This is a genomic window from Brevibacterium sp. SIMBA_078 (assembly GCF_046534565.1).
In the GTDB taxonomy this organism is placed as follows: domain Bacteria; phylum Actinomycetota; class Actinomycetes; order Actinomycetales; family Brevibacteriaceae; genus Brevibacterium.
The window spans coordinates 50,368-72,707 of sequence record NZ_JAWRYQ010000005.1 but is presented as its reverse complement, the minus strand read 5'-3'; the positions used below and the strand labels follow the sequence as shown (position 1 = coordinate 72,707).

Genomic DNA, 22,340 nt, shown 5'->3' with positions numbered 1-22,340 from the left:
CGGACTCGTCCACACCGCAAGGGACAGCGCCGTCTTTTCGGGAAGCACTCAACACCGAGAAGGCAGCATATGAACCACAGCGCTCAGTCGATCCCCAAGACCACGGCCCCACCTGGCCGTATCGGGCTCTACGATCCGGCGCTCGAACACGATAACTGCGGCCTCGCACTCATCGTCCGCTACCGCGGATCTGCCGACCACGAGGTCGTCGAACAGGCCCTGACCGCTCTGCGCAAGCTCGAGCACCGAGGCGGCATCGGCTCGGACGAGGGCACCGGCGACGGTGCGGGCATCACTCTCCAGGTGCCCCATGACTACTTCGCCGAGGTGCTCGCCGCCGACGGCATCGACCTGCCCGAGCCCGGCGCCTACGCCGTGGGCGTGGGATTCTTCGCCCAGGACTACGGCCGCGATCTCAAGGCTGCAACCCCGCCGCTGTCGGAGAACGTGTCCCCGGACTTAGGTGCCGGCGCCGCGGCCGGCGACGAAACCCAGGACGACCTCGTCGCCCGCATCGCCGCCGAGGAGGGCCTGCGCGTCCTCGCGGTGCGGGATGTGCCCCACGATGACAGTGTGCTCGGCGAAATCGCCCGATCGACCATGCCGCGGATGCGCCAGGTCTTCCTCGCTTGCGACGAGCGCTACCCGGCCCGTGACGACGCGGACCTCACCCGTCGCGCATACATCGTGCGCAAGCGACTCGACCACGCGGGCATCTACTTTCCCTCGCTGTCCCCGGCGACCATCACCTATAAGGGGATGCTCTCGACCGGTCAGCTCGCCTCGTTCTACACAGAACTCCACGACGAGCGGCTGACGTCGCGGATCGCACTGGTCCACTCGCGCTTCTCGACGAACACCTTCCCGTCGTGGCAGCTGGCCCAGCCATTCGGCACGATCGCTCACAACGGCGAGATCAACACCGTGCGCGGCAACCGCAACTGGATGCAGGCCAGGGAATCGAAGCTCGCTTCCGAACTCCTCGTCTCTCCCGTGCCCGAGACCTCGCGCAGCCTCGACCGGCTGTGCCCGATCGTGCCGCCCGGTGCCTCCGACTCGGCGTCGTTCAATGCCGTCGTCGAGCTCATGGTCGCCTCCGGAAGATCGCTGCCGCAGGCGATGCTGATGATGATCCCCGAGGCCTGGGAGAACAATCCGGGCATGGGTGAGGAGCGTCGGGCCTTCTACGAATATCATTCGCTGCTCATGGAGCCCTGGGACGGTCCCGCCTGTGTGGCCTTCACCGACGGCCGGCTCGCCGGCGCCGTCCTCGACCGCAACGGCCTGCGCCCGGCCCGGTACGTGATGACCGAGGACACGGTGGTGCTCGCCAGCGAGGTCGGAGTCGTCGATCTGCCCGAGTCCGAGGTCGTCGCACGCGGCCGTCTCACCCCGGGCCGCATGTTCCTCGTCGACACCGAGTCCGAGCGCATCATCTCCGACACGGAGATCAAGAACCAGCTCGCCACCGACCACCCCTATTCCGACTGGGTAGACAGCTGCTCGAAGCGATTGAAGGATCTGCCCACCCGCGTCCACGTCACTCACCCGCAGTCCTCAGTCAGGCGCCGTCAGCGCACTTTCGGCTACACCGAGGAGGAGCTGCGAATCCTCATCTCGCCGATGGCCGAGACCGGGGCCGAACCGCTGGGTGCGATGGGCACGGACACCGCGATCGCCGCGTTGAGTCAGCGACCTCGTCTGCTCTTCGACTACTTCCACCAGAACTTCGCTCAGGTGACGAATCCGCCGCTCGACTCGATCCGCGAGGACATCGTGACGAGCATGGCTGCCGGGATCGGCCGAGAGGGCAATCTGCTCGAGTTCTCGAAGCCCGACTCCGCGCACATCCTGCTCGACCAGCCGGTCATCGACAACGACGAGCTCACGGCGATCGCGCACGTCAAGGGCAGCCACCTCGGCGTGGAGAACGCACACCCCTCCGTGATCCTCTCCGGCCTCTACTCGGTCAACGGGGGAGATGACGCGATGGCCGATCGTCTCGAGGCGCTGTGCGCCGAGGCGAGCGCGGCGATCGAGGCCGGCGCCGTGTTCATCATCCTCTCCGACCGGGACTCGACGGCCGATCTCGCTCCGATCCCGTCGTTGCTGCTCACCTCGGCGCTGCACCACCACCTTGTGCGCGAACGCTCGCGGACGAGGGTGAGCATCATCGTCGAGGCCGGTGACGTCCGCGAGGTCCACCATGTCGCGACCCTCGTGTCCTTCGGTGCATCCGCGGTCAATCCGTACCTCGTCATGGAGTCCGCCGAGGCGCTCGTCCGTTCGGACCGGATCCGGGGCATCAGCGAAGAGGCCGCAGTTGCCAACGTGCTCACCGCGCTCAACAAGGGACTGCTCAAGATCATGTCCAAGATGGGCATCTCGACCGTGCAGTCCTACCACGGGGCCCAGACCTTCGAGGCTCTGGGTCTGTCCGAGGCATTCATCGACAAGTACTTCACATCGACTCCGCACCAGCTCGGCGGCAGGGGCATCAGGGAGATCACAGCGGAGACGAATGCCCGCCACGGGGACTCCTACCGCGATGATCACCCCCGCCCCTCGCACCGCAACCTCAACGTCGGCGGGGAGTACCAGTGGCGTCGCGAAGGGCCGGAGCATCTGTTCAACCCGGAGACGATCTTCAAGCTCCAGCACTCCACCGCCACTGGACGCTTCGACATCTTCGGCCAGTACACGGCACAGATCAACGAACAGTCGCGCGAACTCATGACGCTGCGCGGTCTCTTCGACCTCGTTCCACGCGAATCGGGCCCGATCGACATCTCCGAGGTCGAACCCGCCGAGGAGATCATGAAGCGGTTCTCGACCGGAGCGATGAGCTACGGTTCGTTGTCCCAAGAGGCCCATGAGACCCTGGCGATCGCGATGAACCGGATCGGCGGCAAGTCGAACACGGGCGAAGGCGGCGAGGACACCGAGCGGCTCATCGACCCCGAGCGCCGTTCGGCGATCAAGCAGATCGCCTCGGGACGCTTCGGCGTCACGAGCCACTACCTCACCGAAGCCGACGATCTGCAGATCAAGATGGCGCAGGGAGCCAAGCCCGGCGAGGGCGGGCAGCTGCCAGGGACGAAGGTCTACCCGTGGATAGCGAAGACTCGCCACGCGACTCCGGGCGTCGGGTTGATCTCGCCGCCGCCGCACCATGACATCTACTCGATCGAGGACTTGGCCCAGCTCATCCACGATCTCGGTCGCGCCAACGCCAAGGCCCGGGTCCACGTCAAACTCGTGTCCGCGATCGGCGTGGGCACGGTGGCTGCCGGAGTGGCGAAAGCCGGTGCCGACGTCGTCCTCATCTCCGGGCACGACGGCGGAACCGGAGCGAGTCCGCTCAATTCGCTCAAGCACGCGGGCACTCCCTGGGAGCTCGGCCTCGCCGAGGCCCAGCAGACCCTCGTGCTCAACGGTCTGCGCGAGAAGGTCAGCGTACAGGTCGACGGTCAGCTCAAGACCGGCCGGGATGTCATCATCGCAGCCCTGCTCGGCGCGGAGGAGTTCGGGTTCGCGACCACGGCCCTCGTCGTCTCCGGCTGCATCATGATGCGCGTGTGCCACAAGGACACATGCCCGGTGGGTGTGGCGACCCAGAACCCGAAGCTGCGCGAGCGCTTCCACGGTCAGGCCGATCACGTCGTCAACTTCTTCACCTTCATCGCCGAGGAGGTCCGCGCCTACCTGGCGGCGCTCGGCCTGCGCAGCCTCGATGAGGCCATAGGCGCGGTCGAGCGGCTGAGCATCGACGAGGAGCGGGCAGCCGCAACGGGGCTCGACCTCGATCTCGCATCGATCCTCAAGGTCCCCGTCGACCTCCACGGCAGCTCCGACGTCGCACGCAAATGCGGCGAACGCGTCGACCGCGGCTTCGCCGACGAGCTCGACCTCCAACTGCTCGAGCAGGCCCGAGACGCCATCTCGGAGGGCACGGAGACGACGATCACCTCGGCGATCGAGAACACCGACCGCTCGGCGGGCACCTTGCTCGGCCATCACGTCACTCTCGCCCACGGGCAGGCGGGCCTGCCGGAGCACACGATCCGGCTCGAGCTGCGCGGAACTGCAGGGCAGTCCCTCGGTGCCTACCTGCCGAAGGGTGTCAGCATCGAACTCCACGGTGATGCAAACGACTATGTCGGCAAGGGCCTGTCCGGAGGAATCGTCAGCGTTCGGCCGCATGCGGAGAACCCCACCCGACCCGAACACAACGTCATCGCCGGCAATGTGCTCGGCTACGGGGCGACGGCTGGCAAGCTGTTCGTCTCCGGACAGGTGGGGGAGCGGTTCCTCGTCCGCAACTCCGGCGCCGAGGCGGTCGTCGAGGGCATCGGCGACCACGGCCTCGAGTACATGACTGGAGGTGTGGCCGTCATTCTCGGCGGCACCGGCCGGAACTTCGCCGCAGGCATGTCCGGCGGCACCGCCTATGTGCTCGACTTCAATCCCGCCCGACTCAATCCGAAGGAGCGGGCGGCCGGCGTCTTCCGTTTCACCGGTGTCGGCGTGGACGATATGGAGATTCTCGAGCGGCTGCTGCGTGAGCATGTCGAATGGACTGCCTCACCGCTGGCCGGCGAGCTCCTCGACGGACTGCGCCGAGGGCAGGACGTCCTCTCCCGCTTCACGAAGATCATCCCCGTCGCCTACGCGACGGTCAAAGACATCCAGGACGAGTTCGCCGCGGCCGGCAAGGCCGTCGACTCGGACGAGGCCTGGCACACAATTCTGGAGGCCACCAATGGCTGATCCGCACGGATTCCTCACAGTCGAACACCGGGAGCTGCCGAAGCGGCGCCCCGTCCCGATCCGTCTCATGGACTACAAGGAGGTCTACGAGGCGGGTGATCCCGAGCAGCTGCGACGGCAGGCATCACGCTGCATGGACTGCGGCATCCCCTTCTGCCATCAGGGCTGTCCGCTGGGCAACCTCATCCCGGAATTCAACGACGCGATGTACCGCGGCGAGCTCCCCCGCGCCGTCGAACTGCTTCACGCGACGAACAACTTCCCGGAGTTCACCGGGCGTGCCTGTCCGGCCCCGTGCGAGAACGCCTGCGTTCTCGGCATCAACCAGCCGGCAGTGACTATCAAACAGGTTGAGGTCACCATCGTCGATCAGGGCTTCGACGCCGGTCTCATCCAGCCGATCATCCCCGAGCGGATCACAGGCCACACGGTCGCCGTGATCGGATCCGGTCCCACCGGGCTGGCCGCAGCCCAGCAGCTGACCCGAGCCGGGCATACGGTCGTCGTCTACGAACGCGCCGACCGCCTCGGGGGGCTCCTGCGCTACGGCATCCCGGACTTCAAGCTGGAGAAGCACCACATCGATCGTCGACTCGATCAGATGCGTGCGGAGGGCACCCGCTTCAAGACTTCGGTCGAAGTAGGACGCGATGTGACGCTCGAGTCCCTGCGTTCGAGCTTCGATGCCGTCATCGTGTGCACGGGTGCGACGGTTCCGCGCGACATGCCGATCCCCGGCCGCGATCTCGACGGGGTCGAATTCGCCATGGACTACCTCGTGCCCTCGAATCGGGATCAGGCGGGCGACCATCGCGGGCCCGAGGCCGACTCGTCGGCGTTCATCGACGCCGCGGGCAAACACGTCATCATCATCGGCGGCGGGGACACGGGCGCCGACTGCCTGGGCACGGCCCTGCGCCAGAAGGCGGCCTCTGTGACGACCCTGGCGATCGGCGCCCAGCCGCCCGCCGAACGCAGTGAGAGCGATCCGTGGCCGACCGTTCCTCGCATCTTCGAAGTCCAGTCCTCGCACGAGGAGGGCGGAACGCGGAAGTACCTCGCCTCGACCACGCGCTTCGTCGGCGACGACACCGGCCGCGTGAGCGGGATCGAGGTCGCCGAGACCCAGTTCGTCGACGGCCGCCGGATTCCGACACCGGGCACCGAACACGTCCTTGAGGCCGATCTCGTGCTGCTGGCACTGGGATTCTCCGGACCGGAGTCGGAATCGTTCGGTCTCGACGTCGCCGAGACCGGAGCCTTCACCCGTGATGACTCCTACGCTTCGGCGACCCCCGGAATCTTCGTCGCAGGCGATGCCGGACGCGGACAGTCGCTCATCGTGTGGGGCATCGCCGAGGGGCGCGCCGCGGCCGCCGAAGTCGACCGGTTCCTCACCGGGTCGACGAGGCTGCCGGCGCCCGTTCAGCCCACCGACACGGGGTTCAAATGCTAAGATAGTTCATGTCAGACACTGAGAACGGGTGGTGGGGGCGGTACAGCGAAGTGCCGCACCCGCACAGCCCGTGACCAGCGGAGAGCGGTGGCGACCGCCCGCTGAGACTTTAGGTAGGGTGGAGCGTATGAGGCGTGCAAAGATAGTCGCAACTTTAGGTCCGAACCAGAACTCCTATGAAGAGATCCGCGAGCTCGTCGATGAAGGCGTCGATGTCGCCCGATTCAATCTGAGCCACGGAAAACGAGAAGAGCACGAAGAGAAGTTCGCCTGGGTCCGCCAGGCCGCCCTCGACACCGGACGGCCCGTCGCCGTCCTGTTGGACCTGCAGGGTCCGAAGATCCGCGTCGGCACCTTCGCCAACGGGAAGGAAGAGCTCGTCGAAGGGGCCTCCTTCACCATCACCAGCCGTGACGTCCCCGGCACCGCAGAGCTCGTGTCCACGACCCTGCCTACCCTGGCCGAAGACGTCTCCGTGGGCGATCCGCTGCTCATCGACGACGGGCGCCTGCGCCTGCGCGCCACCGAGGTGACCGACACCGATGTGGTCACCGAGGTCGAGATCGGCGGAACCATCTCCAACCACAAGGGCATCAACCTCCCCGGCGTCCCGGTCTCCGTCCCCGCCCTGTCGGAGAAGGACGTCGACGATCTCAAATGGGGGCTGCAACTCGGCTTCGACTGGGTGGCCCTGTCCTTCGTCCGCAGCCCCGAGGACATGAACGATGTGCGCGCGGTCATGGACGAGGTCGGCATCACGGCTCCTGTCATCGCCAAGCTCGAGAAGCCGCAGGCGGTCGACCAGCTCGATGAGATCATCGACGCCTTCGACGGAATCATGGTCGCCCGCGGCGACCTCGGCGTCGAGCTGCCGCTCGAGCAGGTGCCGATCGTGCAGAAGCGGGCCGTCGAGATCGCCCGCCAGCAGGCCAAGCCCGTCATCGTGGCCACGCAGATGCTCGAGACGATGATCGATGCTCCGCGACCTACCCGTGCCGAGGCCAGCGACTGCGCGAACGCTGTCCTCGACGGCGCCGATGCGCTCATGCTCTCCGGCGAGACCTCGGTGGGCGCTCACTGGGTCGAGGCGATCCGGACGATGAGCCGGATCATCGGCTCCACCGAAGAGCACGGTCTCGAACGGATTCCGGAACTGGGCACCGTCCCGCACACGAAGGGCGGAGCCGTCACCGCCGCGGCCGTGCAGATTGCTGAGCAGCTCGATATCGATCTCCTGTGCACCTTCTCACAGACCGGCGACTCCGTGCGGCGCATGTCGCGGCTGCGTCCGGCTTGGCCGATCCTCGGCTTCACCCCCGATCCGCAGGTCCGCCACCAGCTGGCGCTGACCTGGGGAGTCCGTCCGTACCTCGTGAAGACCGTGCGCCACACCGACCAGATGGCGCGCCAGGTCGATGCCGTTCTGCTGGCTGACGGCACGGCCCGCGAAGGCGATCAGAGCATCCTCGTGGCCGGGTCGCCTCCCGGGATCCCCGGTTCGACGAACGCTCTGCGCATCCACACCATCGGTGATGCCGCCAAGGGTGTGGCTGCCGCCTACCAGGACGCCTCGGACTCCGAGGAGGACCCGCTGGCCGGATACGGAGTCGTGGCCGAAGCGCCTATCACCCGTGAGGTGCCGATCGTGCGCGAGGGCCACTCACCCCGACACTGACCGCCATCAGGCTCAAACGCCGGCGGCGTCCGCCCCCATGATCACGGGGGCGGACGCCGCCGGTGTCTCTGTGTTCGGAGCCGGATGCGGACCGATTCCGAACTGCGAGACAGATCACAGGAAAGCGGGGAATTTTGCAGATTGCTCAACAGTTGTGCTCTCTGTTGCCTAATCCTCCCTGCGGATCTGCCAGGGGGAGGACCCGCTAGGAGAGGAATTCAATGAGACTGCCCGCGTGGAGCAAGTCCTTCGGAGTGCAGGTGACCATCGCACTCATCGCCGGTGTCATCCTCGGGCTCATCGCCCGCTCATGGGGACCGGTCAGCGACACCGCTGACAATTGGCTCGGCCAGACCCTCGACACCATCGGCTCGTCGTATGTCACGCTGCTCAAGGCCGCTGTCGTCCCACTGGTCATCACCGCGATCATCGCGAGCATCGGCAACCTGCGCAAGGTCACCAACGCCGCCAGACTGGCGATGTCGACCCTGCTGTGGTTCGCCCTCACCGCCCTCATCGCCGTCGTCCTCGGACTCATCATCGGCATCGTCATGCAGCCCGGCGCCCACGCCGATGCCGCTTCGCTCAACGCCGGTGCACCCGACTCCCAGGGCAGCTGGCTGGGCTTCCTCACCGGACTGATCCCGGTGAACTTCCTCGGTCTCGAGGTGGCCACCGCGCCAGATGACGCCGGAGTCATGACCTCCGAGGTCAACTTCAACATCCTCCAGCTCATCATCGTCTCCGGTGCCATCGGCATCGCCGCGGTCAAGGTCGGCAAGGCCGCAGAGCCGTTCCTCCAGTTCACCGAGGCGGCCCTGGCCGTGGTCCAGAAGGTCGTCTGGTGGATCGTGCGCATCGCCCCGATCGGCACGCTCGGCCTCATCGGCAACGCCGTGAACTCCTACGGCTGGTCGACGATGGGCTCGCTGCTGTGGTTCGTCGTCGCCGTCTACATCGGCCTCGCGATCGTGTTCTTCATCGTCTACCCCGCCCTGGCCCGCGCCAACGGACTCTCGGTGCGCCAGTACTTCTCCGGTGTCTGGCCGGCCACTCAGATGGGCTTCGTCTCCCGGTCCTCGATCGGCACCATGCCCGTGACGCAGAAGGTCGCCACCGACAACTTCGGAGTGCCCCACTCCTACGCCGCCTTCGCCGTGCCCTTCGGCGCGACGACGAAGATGGACGGCTGCGCCGCGATCTATCCGGCCATCGCCGCGGTGTTCGTCGCACAGTTCTTCGGAATCGATCTCTCACTCATCCAGTACCTGCTCATCATCTTCGTCGCCGTCATCGGCTCGGCCGCCACGGCCGGCACGACGGGTGCGACCGTGATGCTCACTCTGACCCTGTCGACCCTGGGCCTGCCCCTCGAGGGCGTCGGCCTGCTGCTGGCCATCGAGCCGATCGTGGACATGGGCCGCACCGCGCTCAACGTCTCCGGTCAGGCACTCGTCCCGGCCATCGTGGCCAAGCGGCATGAGATCCTAAATGTCGAACGCTACGATGCTTCGCGCATCAACGGCTACGTTCCGACCGAGGAGGATGCAGATGTCGACGAGGCCCGCACCGAGGATGCCCGCAGCCAGAGTTGATCTCCTCCCGGCCGAGGGGCTGGCCGAGCATGATGTCGGGCAAGTGACCTCACTTCTCGGCCGCCTCGTCGAGGCAGGTGCCGCGCTCGGCTGGGTCTCAGCTCCGCCTGTCGTGGAGATTGCGGATCTCGTCGGCAGCCTGGCCGCGGGCACTGACACCGGGGATTCCGCTGCGGCAATCGCTCGCACCGGAACCGAGGTCACCGGCTTCGCGTACTGGAATCGGTACACTCGCCCGACGTTCCGCCCACATGTCGACATCGAAAAGGTGGCTGTCGCCCCGGATGCTCAAGGGCAGGGGGTGGGCAGGAAGCTGATGGAGGCGCTCATTCGGGCGGCTCGTCTCCACGGGACTGAGGTCGTCACTCTCGATCTGCGCGGAGACAATGTGGCCGCCATCGGGCTCTACGAATCCCTCGGCTTCACCCGATACGGACGACTTCCGGACTTCGTGGCGGTGGGGGAGAAGCGGTACGACACGCTGCTGTACTCTCTCGACCTGCGCACGGGGCGCTGATACTCGGTCGCCAATCGGCTCCCGGGAAACACAGAAGGCACTGTCGACATCACGTTCGACAGTGCCTTCGTCCGTACCGGATGCGGGACTCGAACCCGCACGTCTTTCGACAATGCATTTTGAGTGCACCGCGTCTACCGATTCCGCCAATCCGGCTCGTCACGAGCAGTCCCTTGCGGACCGCCTGTGCAACGGGGACGATTCTACTGCGCGCGCGGACCGATTGCACAATCGCCACCCGCCGAGGATGCCCTCCGGTGGCCACCATCACCGCCCGTGGCCACCCTCACAGAATAAACTTCCGGGTCCGCTGGCCATGACGCTGAGCGCCTGGTCTAGACTGGTGCCGTGCTTTCAAACAGCGAAGAATCAACTTCAGATGAGTCCGTGCCGGTCCGCCGCGTAGTCGTGGCCGAAGACGAGGCCGTGATTCGTCTCGATATCGTAGAAATGCTCCGCGAGGTCGGCTACGACGTCGTCGGTGAGGCTGCGGACGGCGAATCCGCCATCCGCCTGGCTGAGGAGCTGCGCCCGGACCTCGTCGTCATGGACATCAAGATGCCCATCCTCGACGGAATCTCCGCCGCCGAGCGCATCGCCCGCGCCCGCATCGCCCCCGTGGTGCTGCTCACCGCCTTCTCGCAGAAGGAGCTCGTCGAGCGGGCCCGCGATGCCGGTGCCATGGCCTATGTCGTCAAGCCGTTCACCTCGGCCGACCTCATCCCGGCCCTGGAGATCGCGCTCTCTCGCCATGCCGAGATCAGCTCGCTCGAGTCCGAGATCTCCGATCTCACCGAACGCTTCGAGACCCGCAAACTCGTCGAGCGCGCCAAGAGCCTGCTGCAGACTTCTATGGGGCTCAGCGAGCCCGAAGCCTTCCGCTGGATCCAGAAGACGTCGATGGACCGCCGCCTGACGATGCGCGAGGTCGCGGAGACCGTGCTCAAACAGATCGGCACGAAGAAGTAATCACCTCCCGGACCGGTGAAGGTCCGGACCCGGAACCCGAGAGGGCCGGCGGATCCCGCGATGGATTCGTCGGCCCTCTGCTTTCGCCGCGGACTTTCGCCGAGGAGGCGCTGTGCCTCAGCCCTTCGGCTCGGTCTTCAGGATCATATTCGTGATCCGCACGATCGAGAGCAGGCGCCCCGCCTCGTCGGTCATCTTCACCTCATGGGAGACGATCGTGCGTCCCTGGTGGAGCACCTCGGCGCGGCCGGTCACCACGCCCTCACGCGCGGCGCGCAGGTGAGTGGCGTTGAGATCGACTCCGACGACGTTCCTGCCGCCGGAGAGCAGATACGAATGCATCGACGCCAGGGATTCGGCGAGAACGACATGGCCGCCTCCGTGGAAGAGACCCATCGGCTGCCGATTGCCGACGACTGGAGCGGTGGCCACGACATGATCGTGGGCGAGTTCGACGAACTCGATTCCCATCCTCTCGGCCAGCTCACCCCCTGACCCCTGCGTGCGCAGCTGCCCGAGCAGCGTGTCGATCTCCTCCGGGGTGGTGTGAGCGGTCAGGGACACGTCGGGACGCAGCATCAGTTCTCCTTCAAGTCAGCTTCGAACGCTAGGCTATGCCATGTGAGTCACTCAAACGAATCCCTCCTGCTCATCGACGGACACTCCCTGGCCTACCGGGCGTTCCACGCCCTGCCGGTCGAGAACTTCTCCACCAGCACCGGCCAGACGACGAACGCCATCTACGGCTTCATCTCCATGCTCATCAACGTCCTCCGTGATGAAGAGCCCAGTCACGTGGCCGTGGCCTTCGACCTCGGACGCCAGACGTTCCGCCTCGAGGAGTACCCCGCGTACAAGGCCGGCCGAGCGAAGACTCCGCCCGAGTTCCACCCGCAGATCGACCTCATCAAGGACATCGTCACGGCGATGGGCATCCGGGTCGTGACGAAGGAGGGGTTCGAAGCCGATGACGCTCTGGCGACGATGGCGAAGATGGGCACGGACGCCGGCTCGTTCGTCGAGGTGATGAGCGGAGACAAGGATTCGTTCCAACTCGCCTCCGACCGGGTGACGATCCTCTACCCGAAACGCGGAGTCAGCGATCTCAACCGGATGACGCCGGCCGCGGTCGAGGAGAAGTACGGGGTGAGCCCCGCGAACTACCGGGGTCTGGCCGCACTCGTCGGTGAGAAGGCCGACAATCTGCCCGGCGTGCCTGGAGTCGGCGACAAGACCGCCGCGAAATGGCTCACTGCCCACGGCGACCTGCCAGGCGTGCTGGACAACGCCGACAAGATCGGCGGCAAGGTCGGGGAGAAGCTGCGCGACCATATCACCGAGGTGGAGCGGAACTACCGACTCAACCGCCTCCTCGACGACGTCGACCTGGGACTGAAGTTCGACGACCTGATCTGGGGCGAAGGGGATCCGGCCGAGCTGTCGAGCCTGTTCGACCAACTCGAGTTCCAGGCCCTCGGCAAGCGTCTGGCCGCGATCTTCCCCGAAGCCGGAGCCGAATCCGAGCCGGCACCGGCACGCGAGACGAACATCGAAACCGTCGACATCGACGCTCTGCTGACGAAGATCGCCGACCACGATGTGCTGGCGCTCGATTCCGACGCCTCCTTCGAACTCGGCCACGGTCAGGCACGGACCCTGGCGGTCTCCGCCGAACCCGGCCAGGTCTGGGTCGTCGACCTCGCCGAGGCGGGGCAGAAAGCCGTCGGTGCGCTCGGTTCCGCCCTGGGTGGGCATTCGCTCATCCTCCACAGCTCGAAGCTGCAGATCAAAGCCTGGGCGTCGATGGGACTGTCCGTGACGGACGTCGCCGGGGACACGGCCCTGGCTGCCTACCTCCTCGTTCCCGATGCCCGGTCCTACGAACTCGGTCAGATCGCCGCCGACCGTGCCGGTATCGATCTCAGCGAACCCGAGTCCGATTCGGGACAGCTCGCCCTCGACCTCGACTCCGATGCGGCCGTGACCACGCACGGCCAACGCGCCGCGGCCCTGCTCGAGGTCCACGAGGTGCTCGCGAAAGCCGTCGACGACGCGAACATGACGCAGGTGTACCGCGAGATCGAGCTGCCGCTCGTGCCCGTGCTCGCGCGCATGGAAGCGACGGGAATCGCTGTCGACGAGGCCGGACTGTCGAACCTCATCGACGAATTCACCAAGCAGGCCGAAGCCAGCGCTCAGGGGGCCTACGACGCAATCGGCCACGAGGTGAACCTCGGATCTCCCAAGCAGCTGCAGACCGTGCTCTTCGACGAGCTCGATATGCCCAAGACCAAGCGGACGAAGACCGGCTATACGACGGATGCCGAAGCGTTGGCCGAACTGTTCGTCAAGACCGAACACCCCTTCCTCCAGCACCTGCTGGCCTACCGGGATTCGACGAAGCTCAAGCAGACGGTCGTCGGACTGCTGAAGACCGTCGCCGACGACGGCCGCATCCACACCACGTACCAGCAGACCGTGGCCGCCACCGGTCGGCTCTCGTCATTGGACCCGAACCTGCAGAACATTCCGGTGCGGACCGAATCGGGTCGCCGCATCCGGGAGATCTTCATCGCCGACCCCGAGGTGTCGGGCGGGACTCTGCTCACAGCCGACTACTCGCAGATCGAAATGCGCATCATGGCTCACCTGTCCGGAGACGCCGCGCTCATCCAGGCGTTCAAGAACGGCGAGGACCTCCACTCCTATGTCGGCTCGAAGGTCTTCGGCGTCGGCATCGACGAGGTGGACTCGGAGATGCGTTCGAAGGTCAAGGCCATGTCCTACGGGCTGGTCTACGGGCTCTCCGCCTACGGGCTCTCTCGTCAGCTGGCGATCGGCGTCGACGAAGCCAAGGGGCTGATGGACCAGTACTTCGAACGCTTCGGAGCGGTCAAGGCCTACCTCGACGACATCGTCGAACAGGCCCGGGCGAAGGGGTTCACGGAGACCATCATGGGCCGCCGCCGCTATCTGCCGGCTCTCCACAGCGACCGCCGGCAGCTGCGCGACATGGCCGAACGCGCCGCACTCAACGCACCGATCCAGGGCTCGGCCGCCGACATCATGAAGATCGCCATGCTCAAGGTCGCCGAGCGGCTGAAAGACCTGCAGTCGCCGATGCTGCTGCAGGTCCATGACGAGATCATCGTCGACGTCCGTCCCGACGAGATCGATGAGGTGAGGACCATCGTCACCGAGGAGATGGGTTCGGCATTCGAACTCGATGTCCCCCTGGACGTCAACGTCGGCACCGGTCGCTCCTGGCACGCCGCCGCCCACTGACCGGCTGAGCGCTATAGCGTTCCTCGTTCAAGGGCCAGCGCAGAAATCGATGCTGCCCGTGCTCGATCAGGGCCGCGCCCACTTAACGCGGCGTGTACCTGTCAAAATGCGAGCTGGCGCTTGAACGAGGTTGCTGCGCGCGGCGCTGCTTGACCGAGCTTTCGCCTCAGTGCTCGGCTGGGCGGCGCCTCAGTCCTTGGTCAGCGTTGTGGAGAAGATCGCCGTACCGGGCATGAGAGCACCGCGCAGCGGCGACCAGCCGCCCCAAGCGGTCCGATTCTCTTCCGGCCATTCGGGTTCGGTCACCGAATCGATCGTGAAGCCGGCGTCGACGAGGAGGCTGACCCAGTCGCTCATCGTCCGGTGATGCTCGGCGTAGACCGGCTGACCGTCCGAGGACAGCTCGACGTACGGAGTGCGATCGAAATACGAATACTCGACGGTCAGCCCGGCCTCACCGGGGACGTCGGGGAACATCCACCGCATCGGGTGGGTCGTCGAGAAGACCCACTGCCCGCCGCTGCGCAGCACTCTGGCCACCTCGGCGAAGACCACTTCGGCGTCCTTGACGAAGGGCAGGGCCCCATAGGAGGAGAACGCGCGATCGAAGCTGTTCGACGCAAACGGCAGCTGCCGGGCATCGGCGAGGAGGAATGTCGGGGGAGTCGCCTCGGTGCTCAGGGGATGTTCCCGCTGCAGACGTGAGGCCTGTTCGAGCATTCCGGCGGAGACGTCGACGCCCGTGGTGATCGCTCCCTGTTCGGCCAGCCACCGGGAGCACTGACCGGCACCGCAGCCGACCTCGAGCACCTGCTTCCGGTCGACGTCGCCGAGGAGGCGGACATCGGATTCGTGAATTCCCTCCGGACACCAGATGAAATCCGAAGCGCCGAGGAACGTGCCGTGTTCGGCCAGGTACTCCTCGGCAGAGTTGTCCCAATAGCTGCGATTGGCCCGGACTGAAGCCTCTTCGTCGATGGGGAGATAGCCACCGCTGATGACCTCGGCTCCGTCAGTTCCTTCGCTCATGGTTCCTCCGTGGCCCCAGGTGGTGATAATTCGACTCTTCGGCGTGCATTCACGCCTGAAAAGGTGCTAGCATTGACAACCGTATGCGCCTGTGCATACAAGTCCAAATTCGCAATCGAGACCGGATTCGGTTCTTGCGGCAACTTACACGACCTGCCGCCAGGGTACCGGATCTGGACCAATATTCCATCGGAGTCCCTACCTATATGACCACCACCACGCCGGAATCGGTGCAGCCGAAGCAGGTCGCTGTCAACGACATCGGAACCGCTGAGGATTTCCTCGCCGCCGTCGATGAGACCATCAAGTACTTCAACGATGGCGACATCGTTGAGGGCGAAGTCGTCAAGGTCGACCGTGACGAAGTCCTCGTCGACATCGGATACAAGACGGAAGGCGTCATCCTCGCACGTGAGCTTTCCATCAAGCACGATGTCGATCCCGGCGAAGTCGTCGAGGTCGGGGACGACATCGAAGCCCTCGTCCTTCAGAAGGAAGACAAAGAGGGTCGTCTCATGCTGTCCAAGAAGCGTGCTCAGTACGAGCGCGCCTGGGGCGACATCGAGAAGATCAAGGAAGACGACGGCGTTGTCACCGGCACCGTCATCGAGGTTGTCAAGGGCGGCCTGATCGTCGACATCGGACTGCGCGGCTTCCTGCCCGCATCGCTGGTCGAGATGCGCCGCGTCCGCGACCTCGCTCCCTACATCGGCCAGCAGGTCGAAGCCAAGATCATCGAGCTCGACAAGAACCGCAACAACGTGGTCCTGTCGCGCCGCGCCTGGCTCGAGCAGACCCAGTCGGCCGTCCGCCACGACTTCCTGCAGACCCTGCAGAAGGGCCAGGTCCGTCCTGGTGTCGTGTCCTCCATCGTCAACTTCGGTGCGTTCGTCGACCTCGGTGGTGTCGACGGACTCGTCCACGTCTCCGAACTGTCCTGGAAGCACATCGATCACCCGGGTGAGGTCGTCACCGTGGGTGACGAGGTCACCGTCGAGGTCCTCGACGTCGACATGGACCGTGAGCGCGTTTCGCTGTCGCTCAAGGCCACCCAGGAAGATCCTTGGCAGCACTTCGCTCGCACGCACGTCATCGGTCAGATCGTGCCGGGCAAGGTCACCAAGCTCGTTCCCTTCGGTGCGTTCGTGCGCGTCGAAGACGGCATCGAAGGCCTCGTCCACATCTCCGAGCTGGCCGTGCGCCACGTGGATCTGCCGGAGCAGGTCGTCTCGGTCGACGAGACCATCTACGTCAAGGTCATCGACATCGACCTCGAACGCCGCCGCATCTCACTGTCGCTGAAGCAGGCGAACGAAGGCGTCGACCCCGAGGCCGAAGAGTTCCTCGACCCCGCTCTCTACGGCATGCCGCAGGAGTACGACGAGGACGGCAACTACAAGTACCCCGAGGGCTTCGACCCCGAGACCAACGAATGGGTCGAGGGCTACGAGGCTCAGCGCGAGACCTGGGAGCAGCAGTACGCCGCCGCTCAGGAACGCTGGGAAGAGCACAAGAAGCAGGTCGCCAAGGCCATCGCAGCGGACGCCGAGGCTTCCGCAGCCGATGCCGTCGGCTCTGCCGAAGCCGCTCCGGCCACCGGATCGTTCTCCTCCGAAGAGGCGAACGACGAGGGCACCCTGGCCAGCGACGAAGCTCTCGCAGCTCTGCGTGAGAAGCTTGCAGGCAGCTGATAACAGCTCCCACAAGGGCTCCCGGTCGGAAGGCCGGGAGCCCTTTGTGTATGCCCCCACAATCAGGGCGCGCCTGCGCCCTTGGCTGTGGTACACCCTCATCCTCTGCGTCGGCAGCCTGTCCGTCTTCGGCTCCGTCGCCGCCGATCCCGGCGGCAGCGTCGTCGCCTCCAACGATGACACTTCCCTGTTCATCTGGTGGCTCGGACACGGTGCACAGGTGCTCGCCGACGCCCTCGGTTTCGGACCGGGGGAGACCGGGAGGCTGCTGTACACAGAATCGATGAACGCCCTCGGCGGGGGAGTCAACGGGGCGTGGAACACCTCCCTGGCCGGCTTCGCGATCCTGCTCGCTCCCGTGACGTGGGTGGCCGGCCCCATCGTGAGCTACAACCTGCTCATCCTCGCCTCCCCGGTGCTGGGCAGCCTGGCCACAGCGGTACTCTTCCGCCGCTTCCTCGATCGCCTGCCCGCCTTCATCGCCGCTGCCGGAGTCGGCTTCTCCAGCTATGTCATCGCCCAACTCGGCGGCCACCCGAACCTCGCCTATATCGTCACTCCGCCGTTGACCGCCTGGGCGATCCTCGCCCTCCTCGACCTCGGCCGCGCGACACTGGCGGATCCCTGCCCCGCCCTGCTGCGCAGCCGTCGCCTGTGGCTGCTCGGCGGAGGCTTCGGGCTCCTCCTCGGCTTCCAGTTCTACGTCTCCACCGAAGTCCTGGCCGGAACCTTCCTCGCCGCACTCTGCTTCCTGGCCGGCCTCGCCGTCTTCGGACGCCGCCTCTACCGCGCCCGGTCATGGCTGGCCCTCGGACTTGGGTCCGCCGTCGCCGGCTGCATCGCCGTGCTGTGTGCGATCCCCCTGTTGGTGACCATGTCCGGCCCGAACTCTCCACAAGGCGCGATCCGCCCGCACGGAGTATGGAACACCGACCTGCTCGACCCGATCCTGCCCGCCGCCCCGGCCTGGCTGAGCTCCGGAGTGTCCCCTCTGCCCCGGATCATGGACATCGACCCCGCCGAACTCGGCGCCTACGTCGGCGCACCAGCACTGGCGGCGGCAGTCCTCATCGTCATCGGCCTCGCCCGCAGATCCGCGCACACGGTGCCGGTGCGCATCGCAGCGAGTACCGGCATCCTCGTCGGCCTGCTGGCACTCGGCTCTCCGATCCTCCTCGGCGGCCGAATCGCCCTCGAGACGGGGCCGTTCGCCCTCATCGAGGCCATCCCCGTGCTTAACAACATCCTGCCCATGCGGCTCGTCCTCCACTCGACGATCGCGCTCTTCGCCGTGCTCGGAATCGGCCTCCAGTGGGCGCTGGACCACCGGAAGCTGCGTCGCGCCCGCGCCCTCCTCACCCTGCTCGTCCTCGCCGCGGTGGCCGTCCTCCCCGCTGCGCAGACCGCCCATGAGGTGACCGTTCCCGATTTCTACGAGGACTCCATCGCCGAGGTGGTCCCCGCCGGATCCGTCGTCAAGACCTTCCCCCGCCCCCTGGCATGGGCTGAGCCCCACGCCGACGAAGCCATGGTCTGGCAGTCGGTCAGCGGATTCCGCTACCGCGAGACCGGCGGATACTTCATCGGTTCGAGCCCGGAATCGCCGGTGACCTATTCCGCCCCCGAGGATGCCCTCGACGAACTCCTGCACGGCTCCGTCTTCGACGGGGAACCCATGCCGGATGTGAACAGTCCGGAAGTCGCCTCGGCGATCGCCGAACTGAGGGAGACAGGGGTCGACTTCATCGTCTTCGCCCCCGAAGCTCCGCTGCTGCCGGGAGGCGACGGAGACTATGCGGAATTCCTCGATGCCGCCGTCGGAGATCCGATCTTCGCCGACGAGGGAGTGCGGGTGTACCGACTGGATCAGTAGGATGATCCCATGCTGAGAATCGGTCTCACCGGCGGAATCGGCGCCGGAAAGTCAACGGTGTCCGCAATGCTCGTCGAACACGGGGCAGTGCTCGTCGACGCCGACAGGATCGCGCGCGAAGTCGTCGAACCCGGACAGCCGCTGCTCGAGAAGCTGGCCGAGGCCTTCGGACCGCAGGTGCTGCACTCCGACGGTTCGCTCAACCGACCGGCCCTGGCTTCGGCGGCCTTCGTCGATTCCGACCACACGGCACGGCTCAACGGACTCATGCATCCGGCGATCCGCGACCGCACGGCCGAACACTTCGCGAGTCACGCCGATGCCGAGATCGTCGTCCACGACGTGCCGCTGCTCGTCGAGAACTCGATGACACCTGCCTACCACCTCAACCTCCTCGTCGATGTGCCCGCCGAGGTGCGGCTGCGCAGACTCATGGACTCCCGCGGAATGGACCGCGACGACGCCGCCGCACGGATCTCCCGCCAAGCCGACGACGACACCCGCCGTGCGGCCTGTGACGTCATCATCGACAACTCCGGTCCGGTCGAGGAGACGAAAGCTGCTGTCGGACGCCTCATCGAATCGCGGATCCGCCCTTTCGCCGCCAATCTCACGGCCGGCCGGCGGGCCCCGCGAACTGTTCTGGACCTCGTCGACCCCGCGGACGCGGACTGGGCCGGTGACGCACAGCGAGTGGTCGCAAAGCTGAGGCACGGCACCAGCGACGAATTCACCGTCGAGCACATCGGCTCCACCTCGGTGCCGGGACTGCCCGCCAAGGACGTCATCGACCTGCAGCTCCTCGTCCCCGATCTCATCGCCGCCCGGGAGCTGGAGCCTCGATTGGCCGAGCTCGGGTATCCGGGCACAGAGATGAGTGACCACCTCGGCGAGGGCGGAACCGAGCCGAAGTGGTTCCACGCGAACACGGATCCTGGTCGGGCCGTCAATCTGCATGTGCGCACCGCGGATTCGGTCGGGGTGCGCTTCGCCCGCGCGTTCCGGGACCTGCTCATTGCGGACGCGGGGGAGCGGAACCGTTACCTCGAGCTGAAGAGAGCCCACTTGGCCGAAGCGAAGGCTGCGGGCAAAACGAGCGGGCAGATGATCCGAACATATGCGGAGTCGAAGGAACCGTACTTCCTGCAGATGCGCCGTCGACTGGTGCCAGACAGCTTCGACTGACGCGGCGTCGCACGTCGGCGGGCACTTCGCCGAGGCTGTCGTTCCGGCTCCGGCCTGCCCAATGTCAGGGGCGGGGGCTAGGGTTGGACTATGAGCTCAGAACGCCCCCTGCCAGCGATCGGCCACCGCCCCGACGTCACCCGCGAGGTGGCGCCCTTCGAAGTTGTCTCCGAGTACTCGCCCTCCGGTGATCAGCCGACGGCGATCCGAGAGATCTCCGACCGGCTCGACGCGGGAGAGCGGGACATCGTCCTCCTCGGTGCCACCGGCACAGGCAAGTCGGCGACGACGGCTTGGCTCATCGAGCAGGTGCAGAGACCGACCCTGATCATGGCGCCGAACAAGACTCTTGCCGCGCAGCTGGCGAACGAGTTCCGACAGCTGCTGCCCAACAATGCTGTCGAGTACTTCGTCTCCTACTACGACTACTACCAGCCGGAAGCCTATGTGCCGCAGACGGACACGTTCATCGAGAAGGACTCCTCGATCAACGACGAAGTCGAACGGCTGCGCCACTCGGCCACGAACTCGCTGCTGACCAGGCGTGATGTCGTCGTCGTCTCGACGGTGTCGTGCATCTACGGTCTTGGCACTCCGGAGGAGTATGTCGACCGGATGGTCACCCTCCACAAGGGCGACGAATGCGACCGGGACGAACTGCTCAAACGCTTCGTGTCCATGCAGTACGCCCGCAATGATATGGCCTTCACCCGCGGCACCTTCCGGGTCCGCGGAGACACCGTCGAGATCATCCCGCAGTACGAGGAACTCGCTCTGCGGATCGAATTCTTCGGCGATGAGATCGAATCGCTGCAGACCCTCCACCCGCTGACGGGCGAGATCGTCCGCGACGAGGACACCATCCACGTGTTCCCGGCCAGCCACTATGTCGCCGGTGAGAACCGGATGGCGACGGCCATCAGCGGGATCGAGGAGGAGCTGCAGAAGCGCCTGAGCGAGTTCGAGTCGCAGAACAAGCTGCTCGAAGCGCAGCGGCTGAAGATGCGCACGACCTATGACCTCGAGATGATGGAGTCGATGGGCTTCACGTCCGGGATCGAGAACTACTCCCGGCACATCGACGGTCGCGATCCCGGTTCGGCACCGAACTGTCTGCTCGACTACTTCCCCGAGGACTTCCTCCTCGTCATCGACGAATCCCATGTCACGGTGCCGCAGATCGGCGGCATGTACGAAGGCGATATGTCGCGCAAGCGCACCCTCGTCGAACATGGATTCCGCCTGCCCAGTGCCATGGACAACCGGCCGCTGAAGTTCGACGAGTTCCGGGAGCGGGTGGGACAGAGCGTGTACCTGTCCGCCACCCCCGGCAACTTCGAACTCGGCAATTCCAACGGCTACGTCCAGCAGATCATCCGTCCCACCGGCCTCGTCGACCCCGAGATCAAGGTCAAACCGACGAAGGGCCAGATCGACGATCTGCTCGATGAGATCAAGACGCGCGTCGACGCGAACGAGCGTGTGCTCGTGACGACGCTGACGAAGAAGATGGCCGAAGATCTCACCGACTATCTGCTCGAACACGACATCCGCGTCCAGTACCTCCACTCCGACGTCGACACTCTGCGCCGTGTGGAACTGCTCACAGAGCTGCGGGCCGGTGAGTTCGATGTGCTGGTCGGCATCAACCTGCTGCGTGAGGGCCTCGACCTTCCCGAAGTCTCCCTCGTGGCGATCCTCGACGCCGACAAGGAAGGCTTCCTCCGGTCATCGACCTCGCTCATCCAGACGATCGGTCGTGCCGCACGTAACCTCAACGGCCAGGTGCACATGTACGCCGATACGATCACGGATTCGATGCGCACCGCCATCGACGAGACCGACCGCAGGCGGGCCATTCAGATCGCCTACAACGAAGAGCACGGAATCGACCCGGCACCGCTGGTCAAGCGGATCGCAGACATCACCGAACGTCTGCAGCGCGAAGACGAGGACACGCGCGAGCTGCTCACCGAATTCGACTACGGAAAGGGCAAGCGCGGTTACAACTCGACGCTGACCGACGAACAGAGGGAAGCCGCCGGCAAGCCCGGTTCGCTGCGTCCGCCGGCTGCCGACCTCACCGAGCTCATCGAATCGCTGACCTCGCAGATGCATTCGGCGGCCGCGGAGCTGCAGTTCGAGCTCGCCGCGCGACTGCGTGATGAGCTCTCCGATCTCAAGCAGGAGCTGCGTCAGATGAAGGAGGCCGGGCACGCCTGAGCCGCACCGGTGACGCGCGCGTGTTTATACTGGTGTGCTGGCGAAAGGGAGTATCCCGTCCATCCGCGGTCG

The 22,340-nt window shown here is 65.7% G+C and carries 13 protein-coding genes and 1 tRNA gene; 11 read left to right on the top strand and 3 right to left on the bottom strand.

The features are described 5' to 3' along the window. Window positions 1-69 precede the first annotated feature (69 nt). The 5 genes from gltB to SB749_RS17345 all read left to right on the top strand — a co-directional run bounded on the left by gltB (window position 70) and on the right by SB749_RS17345 (window position 10,013). Window positions 70-4,770, top strand: coding sequence for a glutamate synthase large subunit (gene gltB / locus SB749_RS17365; protein ID WP_410711404.1), 4,701 nt, complete (start codon window positions 70-72; stop codon window positions 4,768-4,770). Then, window positions 4,763-6,226 carry a glutamate synthase subunit beta gene (locus SB749_RS17360; protein WP_410711403.1) on the top strand — a complete coding sequence of 488 codons (1,464 nt, stop codon included), beginning with the start codon at window positions 4,763-4,765 and terminating at the stop codon, window positions 6,224-6,226. Before gltB ends, SB749_RS17360 begins: the two co-directional genes overlap by 8 nt. Before the next feature lie 127 nt (window positions 6,227-6,353). Continuing rightward, window positions 6,354-7,901 carry a pyruvate kinase gene (gene pyk, locus SB749_RS17355; RefSeq protein ID WP_410711402.1) on the top strand — a complete coding sequence of 516 codons (1,548 nt, stop codon included), beginning with the start codon at window positions 6,354-6,356 and terminating at the stop codon, window positions 7,899-7,901. A 221-nt stretch (window positions 7,902-8,122) separates the two neighbouring features. Next, window positions 8,123-9,496 carry a dicarboxylate/amino acid:cation symporter gene (locus tag SB749_RS17350; protein ID WP_410711401.1) on the top strand — a complete coding sequence of 458 codons (1,374 nt, stop codon included), beginning with the start codon at window positions 8,123-8,125 and terminating at the stop codon, window positions 9,494-9,496. Beyond that, the gene (locus tag SB749_RS17345; protein ID WP_410711400.1) at window positions 9,453-10,013 is read left to right on the top strand and encodes a GNAT family N-acetyltransferase; all 561 of its coding nucleotides are present in this window, start codon (window positions 9,453-9,455) and stop codon (window positions 10,011-10,013) included. The genes SB749_RS17350 and SB749_RS17345 overlap by 44 nt, the downstream gene beginning before the upstream one ends. A gap of 74 nt (window positions 10,014-10,087) precedes the next feature. Here SB749_RS17345 and SB749_RS17340 read toward each other — a convergent pair. After that, a tRNA-Leu gene (locus SB749_RS17340) sits at window positions 10,088-10,169 on the bottom strand. 192 nt (window positions 10,170-10,361) lie between these two features. Here SB749_RS17340 and SB749_RS17335 point away from each other — a divergent pair. Continuing rightward, on the top strand, window positions 10,362-10,982 hold the full coding sequence (locus SB749_RS17335) for an ANTAR domain-containing response regulator (protein ID WP_373284070.1): 621 nt from the start codon (window positions 10,362-10,364) through the stop codon (window positions 10,980-10,982). 117 nt (window positions 10,983-11,099) lie between these two features. On the opposite strand, the gene SB749_RS17330 is transcribed toward SB749_RS17335, so the two are convergent. Further along, a complete protein-coding gene (locus SB749_RS17330; RefSeq protein ID WP_410711399.1) occupies window positions 11,100-11,561 on the bottom strand; it encodes a PaaI family thioesterase in 462 nt (153 codons plus the stop codon). 42 nt (window positions 11,562-11,603) lie between these two features. On the opposite strand from SB749_RS17330, the gene polA reads away from it, so the two are divergent. Then, on the top strand, window positions 11,604-14,267 hold the full coding sequence (gene polA, locus SB749_RS17325) for a DNA polymerase I (RefSeq protein WP_410711398.1): 2,664 nt from the start codon (window positions 11,604-11,606) through the stop codon (window positions 14,265-14,267). 189 nt (window positions 14,268-14,456) lie between these two features. On the opposite strand, the gene SB749_RS17320 is transcribed toward polA, so the two are convergent. After that, entirely contained in the window at window positions 14,457-15,296 is an 840-nt protein-coding gene (locus tag SB749_RS17320) for a class I SAM-dependent methyltransferase (protein ID WP_410711397.1), read from the bottom strand. Between the two features lie 206 nt (window positions 15,297-15,502). On the opposite strand from SB749_RS17320, the gene rpsA reads away from it, so the two are divergent. From rpsA to uvrB, 4 genes are all read left to right on the top strand, one after another. Then, window positions 15,503-16,987, top strand: coding sequence for a 30S ribosomal protein S1 (gene rpsA, locus SB749_RS17315; RefSeq protein WP_167196481.1), 1,485 nt, complete (start codon window positions 15,503-15,505; stop codon window positions 16,985-16,987). Between the two features lie 46 nt (window positions 16,988-17,033). Then, complete coding sequence (locus SB749_RS17310; protein ID WP_410711396.1) at window positions 17,034-18,860, top strand: hypothetical protein; 1,827 nt, start codon at window positions 17,034-17,036, stop codon at window positions 18,858-18,860. 9 nt (window positions 18,861-18,869) lie between these two features. After that, entirely contained in the window at window positions 18,870-20,045 is a 1,176-nt protein-coding gene (gene coaE / locus SB749_RS17305) for a dephospho-CoA kinase (RefSeq protein ID WP_410711395.1), read from the top strand. A 90-nt stretch (window positions 20,046-20,135) separates the two neighbouring features. Then, entirely contained in the window at window positions 20,136-22,268 is a 2,133-nt protein-coding gene (gene uvrB / locus SB749_RS17300; protein ID WP_410711394.1) for an excinuclease ABC subunit UvrB, read from the top strand. The last annotated feature ends 72 nt before the right edge of the window (window positions 22,269-22,340 follow it).

Excerpts from the sequence above, each read along its gene's own strand:
- SB749_RS17320 (WP_410711397.1), bottom strand. The coding sequence starts at position 15,296 with ATGAGCGAAGGAACTGACGGAGCCGAGGTCATCAGCGGTGGCTATCTC.
- gltB (WP_410711404.1), top strand. The coding sequence starts at position 70 with ATGAACCACAGCGCTCAGTCGATCCCCAAGACCACGGCCCCACCTGGC.
- coaE (WP_410711395.1), top strand. The coding sequence starts at position 18,870 with ATGCTGAGAATCGGTCTCACCGGCGGAATCGGCGCCGGAAAGTCAACG.
- pyk (WP_410711402.1), top strand. The coding sequence starts at position 6,354 with ATGAGGCGTGCAAAGATAGTCGCAACTTTAGGTCCGAACCAGAACTCC.
- SB749_RS17345 (WP_410711400.1), top strand. The coding sequence starts at position 9,453 with ATGTCGACGAGGCCCGCACCGAGGATGCCCGCAGCCAGAGTTGATCTC.
- uvrB (WP_410711394.1), top strand. The coding sequence starts at position 20,136 with ATGAGCTCAGAACGCCCCCTGCCAGCGATCGGCCACCGCCCCGACGTC.
- rpsA (WP_167196481.1), top strand. The coding sequence starts at position 15,503 with ATGACCACCACCACGCCGGAATCGGTGCAGCCGAAGCAGGTCGCTGTC.
- SB749_RS17330 (WP_410711399.1), bottom strand. The coding sequence starts at position 11,561 with ATGCTGCGTCCCGACGTGTCCCTGACCGCTCACACCACCCCGGAGGAG.
- SB749_RS17360 (WP_410711403.1), top strand. The coding sequence starts at position 4,763 with ATGGCTGATCCGCACGGATTCCTCACAGTCGAACACCGGGAGCTGCCG.
- SB749_RS17350 (WP_410711401.1), top strand. The coding sequence starts at position 8,123 with ATGAGACTGCCCGCGTGGAGCAAGTCCTTCGGAGTGCAGGTGACCATC.